6 protein-coding genes are annotated in these 16570 nt (G+C 63.9%); all 6 read right to left on the bottom strand.

Going from position 1 to position 16570, the window contains the following annotated elements; translation table 11 throughout:
* Nucleotides 1–45 precede the first annotated feature (45 nt).
* Entirely contained in the window at nt 46–861 is an 816-nt protein-coding gene (locus CCK88_RS17315) for an ABC transporter ATP-binding protein (protein ID WP_086471791.1), read from the bottom strand.
* The gene (locus CCK88_RS17310) at nt 858–1709 is read right to left on the bottom strand and encodes an ABC transporter permease subunit (RefSeq protein WP_086472026.1); all 852 of its coding nucleotides are present in this window, start codon (nt 1707–1709) and stop codon (nt 858–860) included. Before CCK88_RS17310 ends, CCK88_RS17315 begins: the two co-directional genes overlap by 4 nt.
* 61 nt (nt 1710–1770) lie before the next feature.
* The gene (locus CCK88_RS17305; protein ID WP_086471790.1) at nt 1771–2736 is read right to left on the bottom strand and encodes an aliphatic sulfonate ABC transporter substrate-binding protein; all 966 of its coding nucleotides are present in this window, start codon (nt 2734–2736) and stop codon (nt 1771–1773) included.
* Nucleotides 2737–2759: 23 nt separating this feature from the next.
* Nucleotides 2760–3323 (bottom strand): FMN reductase, encoded by a 564-nt coding sequence (gene msuE / locus CCK88_RS17300; protein ID WP_086471789.1) that lies wholly within the window; start codon nt 3321–3323, stop codon nt 2760–2762.
* Nucleotides 3323–4687 carry an LLM class flavin-dependent oxidoreductase gene (locus tag CCK88_RS17295; protein ID WP_086471788.1) on the bottom strand — a complete coding sequence of 455 codons (1365 nt, stop codon included), beginning with the start codon at nt 4685–4687 and terminating at the stop codon, nt 3323–3325. Before CCK88_RS17295 ends, msuE begins: the two co-directional genes overlap by 1 nt.
* A gap of 187 nt (nt 4688–4874) precedes the next feature.
* Nucleotides 4875–16082 (bottom strand): Ig-like domain repeat protein, encoded by an 11208-nt coding sequence (locus CCK88_RS18300; RefSeq protein WP_140049035.1) that lies wholly within the window; start codon nt 16080–16082, stop codon nt 4875–4877.
* Nucleotides 16083–16570 lie beyond the last annotated feature (488 nt).

Genomic DNA, 16570 nt, shown 5'->3' with positions numbered 1-16570 from the left:
ATCGACCCCATGGACAAGACAGGCAGCCCATGGGGTCCGATGCCCCTACTTGAAGATGCCCTTGAGCAACCGGCCCTCGATTTCGGCGAGGTCGGCGGCACCACGCTGGCGCGGTCGATCGTGCTCGACCGTAATGTCGAGGGCGATCCGCCCTTCATCCAGCACGATGACGCGATCGGCGAGCGCCACGGCCTCGCTGACGTCGTGGGTGACGAACAGGGCGGTAAATCCCTGTTCGCGCCAGACCCGCTCGATTAACGCCTGCATGGTGATGCGGGTCAGTGCATCGAGAGCCCCCAAGGGTTCGTCGAGCGCGAGAAATCCCGGCTCGCTGACCAGAGCTCGGGCCAGTGCGGCGCGTTGCCGCTGTCCCCCCGAAAGCCGCGACGGCCACTCGCCCGCCTTTTCGGCAAGCTGCACCTCGTTCAGTGCCGCCTCGGCACGGTCGCGTGCTTCGCGCCGGCCCACGTTCTCGCCAAGCCCCACGACCACATTGTCGATGACGCTGGCCCAGGGGAGCAGCCGCGGCTCCTGGAAGACGATCCGCGAGTTGGGTTCTGTCGGAGCACCCTCCTGGCCGACGAAGCTGATGCTTCCGGAGGTGGGCGCATCGAGCCCGACGAGGAGGCGCAGCAGCGTGCTTTTCCCGCAGCCACTTTTGCCCACGATGGCCAGAAACTGCCCTGCCGGAACGTCAAGATCGAGATCATGCAGGACGGTGACGTCGCCGAAACGTTTTTCGAGGCCGCGAATGCGGATGCCGACACCTCGGCTCTGTTCTCTTGGGCGCGGCGGGCGGGCTTCGTATTCGGGCTCGATATCGCGGCCCCAGACGTTCTTGGTACGGGCGATCGTGCTCATGCTTTCACCGGTTTCTGATAAGCGGGGTTCCACGAGAGCGTCAGGCGTTCCAGGGATTGGGCAATGACGTCGGCCAGCTTGCCCAGCAACGCGTAGATGACGAGAGCGAGAATGACCACATCCGTCATCATGAACTCGCGGGCAGAATTGGCCATGTGGCCGATGCCGGAGGATGCGGCCATGGTTTCGGCGACGATCAGCGTGAGCCACATGATCCCCAGCGAGAAGCGCAGTCCGACGAAGATCGACGGCAGAGCCCCGGGAAAGATCACTTTCCGGAACAGCGTCCATCCGTTCATGCCGTAGACGCGACCCATCTCGATGAGCTGCGGATCGACATTACGCACACCATGCAGCGTATTGAGGTAGATCGGGAAGAACACCCCGAGCGCCGTCAGGAACAGCTTGGCTTCCTCGCCGATCCCGAACCACAGGATGACTAGGGGTATGAGCGCCAGATTGGGTATGGTGCGCAGCATCTGCAATGTCGTGTCGGTCAGGGCGTGGCTGATGCGCGAGACGCCATTGGCGAGCCCAAGCAGGAAGCCGATCGAGCCGCCGACCAAGAGGCCCGAGACCGCGCGAACGGCGCTGGCCTGGATGTTGACGGCCAGCTCACCGCTGGTCAGCTTGTCCCAGAAGGCCCAGACGACCTGGATCGGGGCCGGCATCAGCCGGTTGGTGATCCATCCAAAGGACGACGCAGCCTGCCAAAGCAGGATGATGGTGAATGGCAGGATGAAGGGAAGCAGCACGTTCGGTGACGGCAGGAGGTGTGCGCGACGCACAGGTTTTCGTGGATGCTTGGGCAGGGAGATTGGCTTACCGAGTTCAGCAGCGAGGGTCATGTCGGCCTCCGGTGAAAGCAGGATGGGACGAGCCGGCCCCATGCCGGCTCGCCGTGCGGCATCAGAGCGCCGGGGGTGACCACACGATGTCGCGGATCGTCAGCGATCGCGGAATGATCTTGAGATTGTAGAACTCGTCCGCCAGCGCCTGCTGGTAGGCGACGATGTCGTCGTCGAGCGGAATGATGGCACCCAGGTTCGCTCCCTTGCGGCCGAGCGTGATCCGCGTGATCGGCACCGGCACCCCGTTGGAGGCTGAAATGGCCTCGGCCGTCGCATCGAGATCGGTCTGCGCTGCTTCGCCCACCAGGCGCAGCTCATCGAGCACCTCCGCGACGATCGTCGGATTCTCGGCCGCATAGGCGCCGTTGGCCTGGTAGAAGCCGTAAGAATCCACGACGCCTTCCGTGGTGGTCAGCACGCGGGTGTCGGGATCTTCAGCGGCAATGGCGTAGTAAGGATCCCAGATGACCCAGGCGTCGATCTGGTTGTTGGCGAAGGCCGGGGCGGCATCCGGTGGGCCAAGGTCGAGAGGCGTGATGTCATCGAGCGTGAGATCGACCGAGCGCAGCGCCTTGACGATGAAGTTGTGCGAGCTCGACCCGCGTTTGAAGGCGACCTTCTTGCCTTTCAAGTCCGCCAGCGACTGGATCGGAGATGCCTGTTTGACGAGGATTGCCGAGCCATCGAGGCTTCCGGGCGTCGCGGCCACATAGACGAGGTCGCCGCCCGCGGCCTGCGCAAAGAGCGGCGGCACGTCGCCGGTCGAGCCGAAGTCGATGGCATTGGCGCCCAACGCTTCGAGCAGCGGAGGACCGGAGGTGAACTCTGCCCACGTCACCGTGATGCCGCGCGGCGCGAGCCGCTTTTCGATTGCGCCGCTGTTTTTGGCGAGCGCAAAGACGCCGCCCTTTTGCCAGCCGATGCGGAACTGGGTGGCGCTGTCCTGCGCCCGGCCGGCAGTGGGGAGGGCCAGCGCTGCCGCTCCGGCAGCGAGGAGTTGAAGGGTCTGTCTGCGAGTGATCATGGAAGGGCTCCGATGGGAAAGGATCAGGCGCTCTGCGCCAGGGTTGTTCCGCGGGTGGCATTGAGACGCCAGCTCAGCTCGTCGACGACCCGACCGATGCGCGACCTGAGGTTGTCGCTCGAGGGCAGGTAGTCGGTAAAATCGGGCTCGGTGGCGTAGATGCCGGTGGACAGGATGTCGGCGGAGAAGAACGCAAAAAGCGGACGCAACCCATGGTCGACCACCAGCGCATGGCGCTCGCTGCCGCCGGTCGCCGTGAGCACGATCGGCTTGTCCTTGAGCGCCTTGGGGTCAATGAGATCGAAAAGGTGCTTGAAAAGACCCGTATAAGTGCCCTTGTACACCGGCGAGCCGACAACCAGCGCATCGGCAGCGGTGATGGTGTCGATCAACTCCACCAGATCCGGCGGGGCGTGGCGCGCATCGAGCGTGGCGCCGAGCGAGGGATGGATGTCGACCAGGTCATAGATTCTGGTCTCTGCTCCCACGCGTCCCGCAGTCTGCGCGACCACGGTTTCGACCAGGCTCCTGGTGCGGGATGGCGTGGAAGACGAGCCGGCAAAGCCCACGATGTTCAACTGGCTCATCAGGCGCTCCGCTGCTGCTGGGTGTCGCGAGCAAGGAAGCGATTGACCGGGCGCTCAAGACCGAGGTTTTGCCGCAGCGTCGACCCTTCGTACTCGGTGCGGAACAGTCCGCGCCGTTGCAGGATCGGCACCACCTGGTCGACGAAATCGGTCAGGCCCGTGGGCAGGATCGGCGGCATGATATTGAAGCCGTCCGCCGCGCCATTGTTGAACCACACCTCGATGGCATCGGCGATTTGCTCAGGCGTGCCGACTACCGTGCGATGCCCGCGCGCCGTAGCCAGCGACAGATAAAGCTGGCGCAGGGTGAGGCCGGTACTGGCCAGGTCAGATACGAGCTTGAGGCGGCTCTTGTTGAGTTCAGTGTCACCAGGCAGGGGCGGCGCCACGTCGTCGAGGGAATAACCTGAAAGATCGACACCCACGTAGTACTGCTTGAGGATGGCCCAGGCGATGGAAGGATGGACCAACGACTGGATGAACTCATAGTTCTCCTGTGCCTCCACCTCGGTGCCGCCGAGAACCGGAAAGATACCGGGCATGATCAGCAGCTGGTCCGGGCGCCGCCCATACTTGGCCAGACGCCCCTTGAGATCGGCGTAGAACTCCTGGCCGGCTGCCAGCGTCTGGTTTGCGGTAAAGATCACCTCGGCCGTGCGCGCCGCCAGATTGCGGCCGGCCTCCGAGGCGCCGGCCTGTACGACGACGGGCCGGCCCTGTGGCGAGCGGGCGACATTGAGTGGGCCCGCCACATCGAAGAACTGGCCATGATGATTGACCTGATGCACTTTGGCGGGGTCCAGAAAGACGCCGCTTTCCTTGTCGATCACCAGCGCATCATCTTCATAGCTGTCCCAGAGATCGAGCACCAGATCGACCACCTCTTCAGCCCGCTCGTAACGGTTGGCATGGGCTGGATGGCCGGCAATCGAAAAGTTCTTTGAAACGTCCGCGGCCGTCGTGACCACGTTCCACGCAGCCCGCCCCTTGCTGATATGATCGAGCGAGGCGAATTTACGTGCCAGGAGGTACGGGTCCTCGTAGGTCGTCGAGGCCGTGGCCACAAAGCCGATCCTGTCGGTGACCTGCGACAGCGCGGACCAGAGCGTCACCGGCTCGAAATGGGCCGAATGGCTCACGCGGGAGCGGATTTCCGGCTCCTTGTCGCCATCCCAGCCGGCCGGACTGTCGGCGACGAAGACAAGGTCGAAGAGGCCACGCTCGGCCGTCTGGGCAAGTCCCCGATAGTGATCGATATTGTGGCCGGCATCGGCTTCGGCTTGTGGATGGCGCCAGGCGGCGACATGGTGACCCGTCGCCATGATGAAGGCGCCGAGGCGGATCTTCCGGTTCGTTTCGCTCATTTCGACCTCTCGCTCTGCGTGGATTGCTGGGTGAAGCGTCCAACAATATTCCACTAACTCTATCGAGTTGGTCGAGTATTAGATTTTTCCTTGTGAGCATTAGGAGCGGTTTGATGTTTCACGTTTTGACCGATCGGTAGACGACCCGTTCGGTTGTGCTCAAGGGCACCCGGACGGTGTCTTGAGGTCAGAACTGCCCGCGGATGGTGGCGCGCGCGCCGGCCGAGCTGAAGCCGCCACTATCGATTTCCGTTCTGAATTCGACGCCGAGTTCGAACCCGGCATCGGTGCGGTACCGGACGCCCGTCGTGAGACGGCCCAGCAGCGAACCATCCGGAGACTGGCCGTCCGTCACCGTGTCATTGAAGCCCAGATCGAGCCCGACAATCGGCGTCAGCGTCGCGCCATCCTCCAGAGCGACCTCATATTCGGCAGTGCCGCCCACGGTGAGCTGGTATTGCAGATGGTCGCCGCCGGGAATGCTGACCAAGGCGCCGGAACCGTTGGTCACGACGTAGTCGTCGGTGGTTTCGGATGTCAGCAGGAAGGTGGCATTGGGGCGCAGGGTCAGCTGATCCACCTCGAAATAACCTGAAAGCGCCGCCTTTGCATAAAGACGCGAGGTTTCGAAGTCTCCCCGGAAGGCCTGACCGAACAGGGTCGCGGTCGATGTATTGGACGACCGGCCATAGAGCACGGCGGCATCCAATGACAATGTCTCGTTTAGAGCGATGGAGGCATAGGGGCCGATCAGGAAGCCCGAGCCGCTGACGTCACCGTCATTGCCGGTCTGCGAAGCCCAGTCGCCCTGCACCATCACGCCCGCGAAGAAGTCCTCGGTGACGAGATAGTCGGCGCCCAGCGCGAACGTGCCCAGACGGCCCCAGGCTTCGTCGCCGCTGGCAGATGCGTGAACCGCCATCTGTGCGTCGATCCACACATTGACGGGCAGCGGCTCGTCCGCTGTGCCGAGCGCCAGATCGCCTGCAGCCTGGGCCGCGCCCCAATTGCGCCATTCGACCAGACTAGACGAAAAGGCGAGGAGTTGGCTGGTTTCGCTCGTGCTTGCCTGCACCGTCCCGGCACGCGTCCCGGCAAGACGGCGGGTAAAGATATTGGGGAGCGGCAGTGCAGTGCCGAGGCTGCGCGCGCGGTCGGCCACGAATGTCTGGCCCAGGCTGCGGAAGGTTTCCGAAACAGTGTCGGCTTCCAGCCCGAGCACGATCTGCTGGCTGACCGACGCCGTATTGGCGGCGGACACCGTGACCCCGATGATCAATTGCCCGGCGGCCAGGTCGCTTTCCGTCACAAGATACTGCCCGCTACAGGTCATGCTCTGTCCGGCCGGGAGCGCCGTCCGCGGGCAGTTGAAGCTGGCGGACGAGGTGACGACAATGCCGTTTACCGCGCCGGCAGTGGCCGAGATGTCCGCGCTGACCACTATCACTTGTCCGACCGAGAAGATCGCGCCAGTGTTTGAGCTCAGCTGAACCGAGAGGTTGCCCGATGGCGTGATCGTAGCCGTGGTCGAGCCGCTTGCGGCGGCAAAACTGAAGTCGCCGCCATAGTCGGCGGTGAAGATGACGGCCGAATTACCAAACGTCCCGGCCGGGTAGGTGAAGGCGACCGTGCCGCCGGAGAGCGTGAGCACCTGGTCGGCGACGCCGGTTGCCTGCAAGGTAACGTCGCCCCCTGGCACCTGGCCGACGCCTGACGGAGCGGTCACGGAAACCGTGCCCGAAGCACTGCCGTCGCTGGCAATGACTGCCGACACCACCACCAAGGGCGTCGCCACGACCGCGTTGACGGTCACGGCATTGGACGCAGCCGGGGCATCGACGCTGCCCGGCCCGGGGATAAATTCGGCGACGAACTCCGTGTGGTCGCTGAGCGGATCGCTCGTCGCTTCAACCACCGCGTTGCCATTGGTTGGAACATGCGCGAAGGCAATGCCGTCGGCGAGGAATGCGATCGTGCCCGCATCGGCCAAGCCGCCGCTATCCCGTTCCACCTGCGCCGACAGCGTCACCCTGTCTCCTGGAACCACCGCACTTGCCGACGGCGTCAGGGTCAGCTGCGTGCCGGGGGCGGCGACGGTAAGGGTGACGTCCTGCTCGCTTGAGAGGTTGGATGCATCGCCCTCATAGCGCGCCCGGATCGTCGTCGTCCCGAGATCGGTGAGAACGAGCCCGATGGAAGCATTGCCGCCAGCGTCCAGCTCCACCGTGCCCAGCGTCACCCCTGTTGTGATATTGACCAATGTTACCGAGCCGGTCGGGAGCGCGCCGGTGCCCCTGACCTCGACGTGCAACTGCACCGACTCTCCGATCTGGGGCGTCGTTGTCGTGCTCGTCAGCGTGGTCGTGGTTGCTGTCGCCGGGGCTCCTGTTGGCGGCACGACCAGATAGGACAGAGCCGGAGACGCACTGTCATCGTAGTGGCTGTCCGACGAGAACGTCGCGACGATCTCATGGGTGCCGAGCGGTCCGGCGGTGGTCGAGAAAATCGCCGTATTCCCGCTCACTGGCACCGTGGCCACCACCGAGCCGTTATCGGTGAAGATCACCTCGCCATCGATGGCCACGCCGGAAACATCCGGGGTCACGGTGGCCGTATAGACCACCGGAGCGCCCGGTTCGACGTCGCTGGTCGGCCCCGAAAGAGTGGTAATCGTTCCTGACGTGACCAGCAGCGGCACGGGGGTGCTGGCGCTGCCCGCATCCCTTGTGTCGGACGGCTCGTACCGGGCACCGAGCAGGTACGTGCCGGGCGGCAGCGAGAACGAATAGCTGGCGCTGCCCGAAACGGTGGCGCGCCGCTCCCTGTCGGCGCCATCGACGGTGAATACGATGTCGCCAAGACCCGCTGGGCCGGACGACGGTGCCTGCCGAGACACCTGCGCCACAAGAAGGATGGGCGCATTGGCGAGAACCGTCCCCGATGTCCCAGAGATCGATACCGAAGTGCTGGCCGAACCGACCGTGATGGTATCGCCCGCACTGTTGGAGGCGGCGAAACTCGACGTGCCGGCATATTGCGCCACAAGATCCACGGTGCCCGCCGTGGGAAAGGTGACATCGAGAGCGAGCGTGCCATCTGCCGCCAACGCACCACTGGCAAGTGTGGTCCCCGTATTCCGGTCCACCAGGGCAACGACCCCACCATTGGCTGGACCGTTCGAGGACGTGACTGAGATCGAAACGGAAACAGTTTCGCCAACTACAGCGCTGGAGGCCGTGATCGCTACCTGGGTATCGGTTGTTTCCGGTTGAGGGACGGCGGCGGCCTCGACGACAAGCTGGTAGCTCGCTTCGCCAATATTGCCATCCTCATCGACCGCACGGATGTCGAACGAAAACGTGCCCACCGTTGTCGGCGCGCCAGAAATGATGCCGTCGCCCGCACCAAGGGTCAGACCCGCGGGCAACTGCGTGCCATTGACCAGCGTATAGGTGGCGCTGCCCACGGCATTGCTGGGCACGACGAGGCCGACATAGCGCTCGTCGACGACGGCCACAGGCACACCCGCAGGCATGTCGAGGGGTATCGGAACGCTGGCGACGCGTAGGGTAAAGGCCTGTACGGTCCTGAAACCGTAGGTATCGGTAACAACCACGCTGAATGTGTAAAGGCCCGCTCGCGACGGCTGCCCCGAGATTTCGCCGGTATTGTCGATGGTGAGGCCCGGCGGTGCATCCACCATGGCGAAACTGTAGGGAGCCGTACCGCCACTGACTGTGACCATGGCCGAATAGGGTTCTCCCGCTTCCGCTGGAGGCGGGTTGGCGTCGACCTCGACCACGGGCGCGGCGATGTCCAGGGTGAAGGCCTGCTGGTTGATGAGGTCCAGAGCATCTCTGACCGTGATCGAGAAAGTGAATTGACCGGCCTGCGTCGGAACACCGTCAATGATGCCGGTGGTGGCATTGAGGCTGAGCCCATCCGGCAAGGCGCCGACGGTCACTTCATAGCGATAGGGGCCGGTGCCGCCACTGGCAGCGACAGTGGCGTCGTAGTCGTCGCCTGCAACGCCATTCATCAGCGTGGCGGGCATGGTGGCTGTGCCGACATTGGTTGCGATCACTACTGAGCGGGTAATGGCGGCGCTGAAGCCAAAGCTATCGGTGGCGGTGATGGTGAAGATCGCGCTGCCCGATGCCGTTGGCTCGCCTGAAAGGGCACCTGAATTGGCATCGAGATCGACGCCAGCCGGAAGTGCGCCACCAGTGACCGCGTAGGTGAAGGGTGCAATCCCGTTGCTGGCGGTGATATTCCCGTTATAGGTCCTGCCGATCTGCCCATTGGGGGTGGTCGCACTGATGACGAGCTCAGGCGCGGCGACCTCCAGACGGTAGGTCAGCGTGGCGGCAAAATCATTGTCGTCAGTCGCAATGACGACGAGCTCGAATACGCCCGCCTGCCTGGGCGTGCCTGTGATCTGACCCGATGGATCGAGGGTCAGCCCGAGCGGCAGGCTGCCCGACTGGACATCAAACACATAGGGCCCCACCCCACCGCGCGCTAGCAAGGCACCGGCGTAGGACGTGCCAGCTATGCCAGCGGGCGGCTGTCCATCGGCGGAAATGACTGGGGCGATGCTGACCAGCGTATAGGTCGCGGAATTGGCGCGATGGTCCGCGTCGGTCACGGTCAATTCGAACGTAAAATTGCCGGTTGCAGCAGTGATGCCGCTGATTTCACCTGTCGCTGGATCGAGCCGCAGGTCAGATGGCAGGCCGCCGGCTGTAATGGAATACCGGAGTGGCGCGGCACCCCCAGTCGCCTCGATGAGGGTAGAATAGCTCACGCCTGCCGTCGCCGCCGGGGGCTGCACGGTCGGCAACTGCGCTGTGCCGGCATTGCTGACGATCTCGACGGTGTAGCTGCGGCTGATCACGAATGCATCGGCATCCGTCGCGGTAATGGTAAAGGTGCGCTCACCCAGCGCCAGGGGCGTGCCTGTCAGCGCGCCGCTCGTCGCATCGAGCGCCATACCTGCCGGCAGCGAACCGCTGGTGACGGCGTAGCTATAAGGTGACCGGCCACCGCCGCCCACCAGCGTTTCCGTAACAGGCCGCCCGATCCGGAAATCATCGGGCAGCGCCGAGAGCGTCAGCGTCGGAGCGAGGATCGCGATCTCGACCGTTGCAGTTCCGACAAATCCGTTCGCATCGGTCGCCGAGATCGTCGCCGTGAACTGACCCGCCTGCGTCGCAGTCCCCGTGATCACGCCGGTTGCCTGAACGATCGACACGCCTCGCGGCAACGCCCCTGCGCTAACGGCGAACCGGAACGGCGCCGTACCGCCCGTGGCTTGGGCGATTCCCGTGACGGTTTCGCCGAAAGCGGCGTTGTTGGCATCGACCGTAACGCCGATTGTCGGCGCGACGACGCGCAGACCGACTGTAGCCAGCACCCAGTCGCCACCAGCATCGGTGACAGCCACGGTGAAGGTATAGGTGCCCGGAACCAGCGTCGTCTCGTGGATCTCGCCTGTCGTGGTGTCCAGCTCCATGCCGGCGGGGAGCGCGCCGCTGACGATTTCGAACGTATAGGGTCCTGTTCCGCCCGAGACGGTTATGAAGTCGGAATAGTCGAGGCCTGCAGTGACCGGGTCGAGCGTCGTGCCGACCACGAGAACCGCTGCCGGCGCAACGTCAAGCGTGTAGACATGGCGTCCGGCGAGTGCGTTGGCATCGCTTGCCTCGATCTCGAAGATGAAGCGACCATTCTCGCGCGGTGTGCCGGACAAACGTCCGGTCGTTGTATTCAGGGTGACCCCGACGGGCAGATCGCCGGTGACGACCGAATAGGTATAGGGCCCGGTTCCGCCCGTCGCAGACAACGCCTGTGCATAGGCGCGATTTTCCCGAGCAGCCGCGAGCGTGCTGGGCAGGACGACGATGGGCTGGACCTCGATATCGAAGGCGACGTCGTATCGCCCGGTAAAGCCATGCGCATCGGAGGCGAGGATGGCAAAGGCTGCAGAACCTGCCTGGGTGGGAGCACCGGAGACTGCGCCGATCGCGGCGTTGAACACCAGGCCGTCAGGCAACGTCCCATCCAGCGCAAAATTATAGGGCGCCATGCCGCCGGTGACCGTGACCGACCCCGCATACGCGCCCCCCACGATGGCATTACCAAACGCCCCATCCACAGTGATCACAGGCGGGACCACGGACAGAATGTAGCTCGCCGTGCCGACAAACCCGTTTGTATCAGTGGCGGTGATGGTGAATACAGCATCGATGACCTCGGTCGCCTCGCCGCTGATCGCCCCCGTGGCAGAGTTGAGGCTCAATCCCCGAGGCAGTCGACCGGCGGAAACGACATAGCTGACCGAGGCAGACGTGCCGCTTGCAGCAACGGATGCAGTGTAGTCCCCGCGATAGGTGGCTGCGGGCAGCCCGCCGGGCAGCACGATCGTCACCGCATCGAGGACAGTGAGGTTGGCCCGGTAGATTCCGGGCGCCCCGGCACTGCCCGTAACCGTTACTTCCCAGGTATAGGATCCCGCCACGGGGGTCCCCTCGACCACACCCGTGGTGCGGTCGAGCGTCAGGTTCGGTGGCAAGGCGCCATCGGAGACTTCGAACTCATAGGGCCCGACACCGCCATATGCAGAGAAACTGCCTGAATAGGGCACGCCATCGACACTGCGGGGCAGATCGGCAGTGACCTGAATGTCGGTTGGCGCCGCGCTCACGATGAGGTCGGAGCCCAGGGCCGCCGTTTCGGGTGCGTATTCTGACGACCCGTCATAGACCGCGGTCACGGAGTAGACGCCCTCCGCAAGACCGGTGACCAGGATCGTGGCCACACCGTTGGTGAACGTCCCCTGATAATCGGCGGCGCCGACGGTAACGGTCACATCGCCTGCAGCCGATCCATAGGCGGTGGTGGCTCGAACGGTGATCGTGACCGGCTCGCCGGCCGTGATCTGGCCAGCACTCGCGGAAATGGCCAGGGTCACATCGGCCGGCAGCACGGAAATCGTGCGTGTTCCGCTCGCGCCCCCCGCGAAGTTGAGGTCGCCCTCATATCGGGCCACAACGTCGTGGTCGCCCGATGAAAGCGCGGGCAGCACAAGCGAAGCCGCACCATTCTCGAGGATCGCAGTCCCCACGGGCACATCGTCGACAAGCACCGTGACGCTGCCTCCAGGCGCCCCGCCTGTCGACGTCACGGTGACACTGGCCGTCACCGGCGCGCCGTACGCACTCGTTGCCGGAAGCGTCAAAGCGGGTTGTGCAGTCGCCTTCACGATGGTGATCCCGCCAGTCAGCGTGGCATCGGACGGAGCAAATGTGGCCGCACCCGAATAGGTCGCATGAACCACATGGGCGCCGGCGGTGGGGAAGGTCACATCGATGCTCGCGACGCCCTGCACCAGCGTCACCGGCGCCCTCTCAACGCCATCGATCGAAAAGATCACCTGGCCCGCGGGCGTGCCGTGGTCCGCCTCTACGCTCGCCGTGAAGCGGGCAGTTTCGCCCACCGCAACCGACGCCCCGGGGCCTGATACAACGACCCGTGTCGCGGCCACATCGATGTCGACACCGCCGCTCAAGGTCGCGGAGCTGGTTCCAAAATTGCCCTGCGCAGCATAGGTTGCCGAAACCGTATGCATGCCTATGGCAAGCCCCGACGTCGTCAGGACGGCGGTGCCGTTGCTCAACGCCACAGGTTGTTGGGCAATGCCGTCGATTGTGAATACCACCGATCCTGTGGGCGTTCCGCCATCCGAGGTGACTTTGGCGGAAAGTGCCACCGGCGCACCGAATTCCACGCGCGCTGCATTGACCGTCAGCGCCAAGTCCGTCGCGGCCTGGCCAATCACGAGCCCGCCGGCCAGGGTGTCGGTGATAGCCTCGAAACGGGCGTCGCCGGCAAACCGGGCTTCGATGGCATGCGTGCCTGCGGACAGACTCGGCAGGTTCGCGGTCGCAACACCGTTAAGGGTTGTCACCGGATCGAGGGCGACCCCGTCCACCACGAACACGACATCTCCGCTCGGCGTGCCCGCCGGCGATGTCAAACTTGCGCGGACACTGGTCGCCTCACCGAAAACTGGGTTGACCGGGAGAGTCTCAATCGACAGGGATGCGACAGCCCTATCGATAGTCACCCCACCGCTCAGTGCGCTGTCGGATGCCAGATAGTCCGTCGAGCCAGAATATGTAGCCAACACCGTGTGACGTCCGGGCGTCAGCCCCGGAACCGGCACGCTGGCTGCGCCTGAAGTCAACAGCACTGCGGGCAAGTCAGCGCCATCGACGGAGAACGTCACTGTTCCCCCGGGCGTGCCCGAAAGGGCTGAAACCAGCGCGGACAATGTCACGGCCTGGCCGAAACGTGCCGGCTGCGGGCTGGCGGAAACGACGACCGTCGTGGCTCCCGCCGTCACGGCGACCGGCGTCGCCGCTTCACCCGAGCTTGTGGCGTGATCGGTCGACCCCAGATAATTGGCCGAAATCACGTGACTGCCGCGCGCCAGCCCGGCAATCGGCAGGCTTGCCGAGCCGCTATTGAGCGTTGCCCTGCCGATTACGGTGCCGTCCGCCAGGAATTCCACATCGCCCATTGGCGTGCCATGGGTTGCGGTGACGGTCGCCGAAACCACGACGGTCTCGCCCAGCCGGACGCTGCCCGGGCTCGCACTAACCTGGGTCGTCGTCAACCCCGGCTGCACCGTCATGCTCACGCTGTTCGCATCGCTGGCCTGGTATTGCGCCGATGCGACCAAGCGAGCGCCGAGCGTGTAGGTCCCGGTGGCCAAATTCGGAATGGCGAACTGCGCCACGCCATTGACCAGAGCGACCGGCGTCTGATCCACGCTGTTGACCGTGAAGATCACGGCGCCGGCTGCCGCGCCGTTTGCCGTACCGACCGTCGCCGTCAGCGTTGCCGTATCGCCCAGGCGCGGCGTTGCAGGCAGGAATGCAAGGGTCGTCGTCGTCGCCGCGGCCCCGATCGTCACCGATCCCGGAAGGATGCCTGCGCTGGGCGCGTAGTCTCCGCTCCCCGCATAGACCGCAGAAACAGTGTGCGTGCCGATGCTGAGATTGCTCCGCGTGATGGACGCCGATCCCCCCGACAGCGCGACCGGGGCTTGAGCGACGCCATCGATGGTAAAGACCACATCGCCGGACGGCAGGCCGCTGCCGGGTGCCATCGCTGCCACCTGCGCCGTGAAGGTAACGGGCGCATTGAACTGGCTCGCCGGAGCGCTGGCGGCGACGGAAAGCTGGGTAGCGGCGCGCTCCACCACCTGCCCGCCCGCCAGGGTCGCTGAGCTACCAACCAGCGAACTGTTGCCGCCATACACAGCCGATACGGTATGATTGCCCACGCTCATGGCCGGCCAGTTGAGGCTGGCCGTACCGTTGCTCAGCTGCACAGGCGTCTGCGCTACATTGTCGATGGTGAAGACCACCTGACCCGTTGGAGTTCCGACATTGGATGTCGCGGTGGCAGTGAAGGTCATGGCCTGCCCTGCCACCGAAGGATTGGCGGAGGATGAAATGGCAAGGCTGGAAGGCGCTTGGTTGACGACGGCGGCCTGCGAGCCGGAACTGGCGATAAATTTGGTGCTGCCCGAATAGGCCGCCGAGACTGAGTGGTTTCCGACCCCGAGGCCTGGGACGACCAGCGAAGCCTGTCCGTTGGCGACGGCAATGGGATCGTATGCCGTCCCGTCGACCGTAAAGACTATCGTGCCATCGGGACTGAGACCGCCGGACGCAACAGTCGCCAGCACGCTGACCGATTGTCCAAGCACCACAGGCGATATGGCATTGACGGTCGTCGTGGTCGCGGCCTTGTTGACGACCTGGCCGCCCGCCAGCGTCCCGGTGCTGGTGCCGAAGGTTGCAGTCCCCGCGTAGACAGCCGTGATCGCATGCGTCCGCGCATCGAGACCCGAAAGTGAAATCGAGGCAGAGCCGTTGCTGAGCGCAACGGGTGCGCGGTTGACGCCATTCACCGCGAAAACGACATTCCCGGTCGGGGTCCCGCGACCCGATGTCACCGCGGCAGTGATGGTGGCGGTTGCGCCATAGGTGATAGGCCCGGGAGCCGACAGTGTCGTGGTCGTTTCGATGGCTGTAACGGTGTGGCCGCCGGATAGCGTTCCGATGCTGCCCTGCATTGTGGCGCTGCCCGCATAACTGGCAGTGACCACACGATTGCCCACCGCCAACGAGGAGATCGTCAGCTCCGCGACCCCGTTGCTGAGCGTCTGCGGCGCTTGCGCGACGTCATCGATGGAAAAGACCACCGAACCGCTGGGCGTGCCCCCGGCAGACGAGACCGTCGCGCGGAATGTCACCGCGTCGCCGGACACAGTGCTGGCTGCGCTCTGCGTGACAGCCGTGGACGTTGCCGCCTTGGCGACCGTCACGGCGGCCGTGCTGCTGGCGCTTCCATTGTAGGACGCATTGCCGACGTATCGTGCCGATACCTGATGATTGCCCACGCCTAATGCGCTGGTGGAAAACGTGGCGACGCCGCCGCTGAGCGTGATGGGCGCCTGGTCGACATTGTCGACGGTGAAGATGATCGAGCCGGCTGGCGTGCCCGAGCCCGGCGCCGTCGCGCTGGCCGTGGCTGTGAAGGTCACACTGCTCCCAAAGGCCGTGTTAGCGGCCGAGCTTGACAGCGCAGTTGTGGTCGACGCTTTGCTGACGGTAACGCCACCGGGGAGTGTGGCGCTGGCCGACGTAAAGCTCGAATTGCCCGCATAGCTGGCGCTGACCGTGTGTCCACCGACGGTAAGCGCCGACGTGTTGAGCGTGGCAACGCCATTGACGATCGGAACCGGCGCCTGGGCAACGCCGTCGATGGTGAAAACGACATTGCCGCTGGGCTGGCCGCCGACCGAACTCAGCGTCGCCGTCAATGCCGTCGACTGACCGAATACCGAACTGGCCGGCGAGGCGGCGATGCTCATGGTCGCCGGCGCCGGTGCAGGCGTACAGGTAACCGTCATCACCACGTTGCGTGGATTGAGAACGGCCGTGAGGTCAGTGATGCCTGCCTGTGCGCCGATCGGCAGCAGCGCACCCACGGTTGCATTCTGCGAGAACGTGGTCCCGGTGCTCCCGGTCGTCTGGGTTCGAACCGACACGCTGGTGAGGATGAGATCAAGGATGACCCCGGCCTTGGGCGTGTTGGTAGTATAGGTCATGAACAATTGGTCGCCGGGATAGAATTCTCCCAGCACCACGCCCAGATGAGCTGCTGGCGAAGATCCGCTGTAGTTGAGAAGTCCGCTATTGACGGCCGTGCATCCGGGAGATGCGGCAAGGACCTGCGTGGCGAAGATCAGGCTTAGGACGAGACTGGCAAGGACATTGATGGCGATTGCACCGAGCGCACGCGCCAGTGTCCGCACCCCGAGCGGCCAAAAATTCGATGATCTTCTTGTATGCGAATGACGACCCAATCGATCGCCAAAGCGCTCCTTGAAACAACGCAAATGACTACTCGCCGGTATGTGCTTAGTATACACAGCGCCCCGTCGCTAAAATACGGACAGGGATGTTGCAGAATGATTTATGGAATCAGATAAACTAAGAAACTATATTGATATTCAATTCGAAGTTAACAAAAGGTAACTTCTTCTGCGGAATGAATGGCAGTGGGGCAAGATCAACCGGGGGGACGCAAGCTCTTTCTGAGCCGCAGTGATCTTGCCCCCTGCACATGCTGTTGAAACGCCGGCTAGGTCCGACGTCCGCATCGTCGTAGGGAGCCCGACGCCGCCATTCACCAAGGACGCTTGGGGAATGATCAGAAACATACAGAAAAGCAGCGCAGCCGAAAATCGTGAGGAATATCATTGCGCAATTTGCGGTCGTGCAAATTCACATCCCTAAATTT

Origin of the sequence: Devosia lucknowensis, from assembly GCF_900177655.1 — a bacterium.
Classification (GTDB): Bacteria; Pseudomonadota; Alphaproteobacteria; order Rhizobiales; family Devosiaceae; genus Devosia; species Devosia lucknowensis.
The sequence above is the reverse complement of the archived record's forward strand: the minus strand, read 5'-3'. Positions and strand labels throughout refer to the sequence as shown.

Coding starts and splice junctions, on each gene's coding strand:
- CCK88_RS17305 (WP_086471790.1), bottom strand. CDS start 2,736: ATGATCACTCGCAGACAGACCCTTCAACTCCTCGCTGCCGGAGCGGCA.
- CCK88_RS17315 (WP_086471791.1), bottom strand. CDS start 861: ATGAGCACGATCGCCCGTACCAAGAACGTCTGGGGCCGCGATATCGAG.
- CCK88_RS17295 (WP_086471788.1), bottom strand. CDS start 4,687: ATGAGCGAAACGAACCGGAAGATCCGCCTCGGCGCCTTCATCATGGCG.
- msuE (WP_086471789.1), bottom strand. CDS start 3,323: ATGAGCCAGTTGAACATCGTGGGCTTTGCCGGCTCGTCTTCCACGCCA.
- CCK88_RS17310 (WP_086472026.1), bottom strand. CDS start 1,709: ATGACCCTCGCTGCTGAACTCGGTAAGCCAATCTCCCTGCCCAAGCAT.